Here is a 1,826-nt window from a genome sequence, read left to right as displayed (position 1 = left end):
AGCACGCTTTGCAGCGCCGCCTGCACCATCTCCCGCTGCGCTCTGGGCATGGCCGCGAAGCTGTTGGCTGCGTCCGTGGTGTCTTCCCCCGGCTCTGCGCCCAGGTCCATCAGCAGTTGCACCGCGTCCTTGGCCCCCTGCCGGCGCTGCAGCTGCAGCAGCGGCACGAAGCTGGCCGGCTCATAGACGGTGTGCCGGATGCCTTGGCGGTCTTCGGTGTGCACCAGCCGGTCGGCGTCCCAGCCGTAGTGGGTGGTGTCCTCCCGCCCTTCGCGCACCACGGTCTTGCCCAGGCGCCGACCGAAGGCGTCGTAGCGGTAGCGCGCGATGGGCGTGAAGCCTTTCTCGCCCGGCGCCTGCTCGAACACCGCCGTCAGCTGGTGCAGCGCGTCGTACTGCAGCCTCAGCGTGCGCCCATCGGCGTGCTGCGCCTGCACCCGGTTGCCGAACGCGTCGTAGCGGTACTGAACGATTGCCCCGTCCCCTGCGCTGCTCCAGCCGATGCGGTTGCCGGGCCACTGCTGCACCGGCCCGCCCGCGCTGCCCGGCGCGTTGCCGGACTGCTGCAGCAGATCGAAGCCCGGGTCTTGCAGGTTCTGGCGAACCTGGCTGGCCCAATCCTGGCGCTCTCCGCCCGGCGCCGCGTCTCGGCCCAGGCGGTCCGGCAGCCGGTTTCCGGCTGGATCCAGGTGCCAGCGCCGATGGCTCACGCCCTCCGCTCCCGCATGCGCCACGCCCGTCAGGCGCTGGTGCACGTCGTAGTGGTAGCGCGTGGCATGGGCCGGGGTCTGCACGCCCACCAGTTGGCCCAGCGTGTCGTAGGTGTAGCGGCGCACGGTCAGGGCTGCGAGGGGGCCTGAAGCCTGCGCCGCGTCCGTGCGGGGCAGTCCCTGCCAGTCTTGCTGCAGCAGCCGCCCCATGGGATCCAGGCGCCGGGCCTGGGTGATGTCTGCGGCATGGGCCAGCGCTTGTCCGTTGTCCAGTTGCAAGGTGCGCCCGACCTCGCGGTGCAGCGCATCGCGCTCGATGGCGAGCAAGGGGGTCTTGTCCAGCAGCAGGCCGTGCACGTGGCCCGAGCCGTAGGCGAGCCAATCGAGCTCGCCCAGGCCCTGCAGCTGGCTGCCCAGCCGCTGGCCGAGCGCTCCCAGGCGGTGGGCGATGCGGTGTTCGAACTCGGGAGTCGCATCGCCTCCTGAGTGGGGCGTGGCAGGCGCCTGGCGGTACAGGGTCTGCGCCTCGCCGGTGGCGCGGCCGAAGGCGTCGCGCTCCAGGGCCACGCAGGTGTCGGCGATGAGGCGATGGGCCTGCAGGCGCTGGGCGGCTTCGGCCAGGGCCGGGTCGGGTTGTGTGCCGGGCTCTTCGGCGGTCGGGGCCAGCAGGGCACGCAGCAGCGCCGCCGGCAGGTCCAGCCATTGCTCGCCCAGGCTCTGGGCTTTGGCTTGCGCCTGGCTCCAGGGCAGGTGCGCGGTCCAGGTGCGGGCAGCGGCCAGGGCCCCCTGGCCGTCGTGTTCGTAGGCATGGATCTGCAGGGTCTCGCCCTGCTCATCGCTTTGCAGGCCCGCCGATCGCACGAGAACGCGCGCCGCGACGCGCCCGCCATCGTCATAGTGCGTGCGGCTGCACACGGTGGCGCTGAGCCCTCCTTGCGCAGCGGCCCCTTGCAGGCCCGGATGGTGGCCTGCGCCATGCCCGTCGCTCTTATGCACGAGCTGCCCTGCCGCGTCGTAGCCGTAGGCCTGGGTGCGTCCGTCAAACCCCACTTCCTGCACCAGCCGGTCCGCCGCGTCGTGCACGAAGCGGGTGACGGCCTGGTTTTCGTTGATGAG

1 pseudogene is annotated in these 1,826 nt (G+C 71.8%); it reads right to left on the bottom strand.

Going from position 1 to position 1,826, the window contains the following annotated elements:
* Positions 1–1,826: pseudogene (locus tag BLT03_RS23550) on the bottom strand (RHS repeat-associated core domain-containing protein); the annotation flags it as partial.

It is taken from the genome of Paracidovorax valerianellae, assembly GCF_900102625.1.
GTDB classification, from domain to species: Bacteria; Pseudomonadota; Gammaproteobacteria; order Burkholderiales; family Burkholderiaceae_C; genus Paracidovorax; species Paracidovorax valerianellae.
This window is presented reverse-complemented; position numbering and strand designations above follow the sequence as displayed.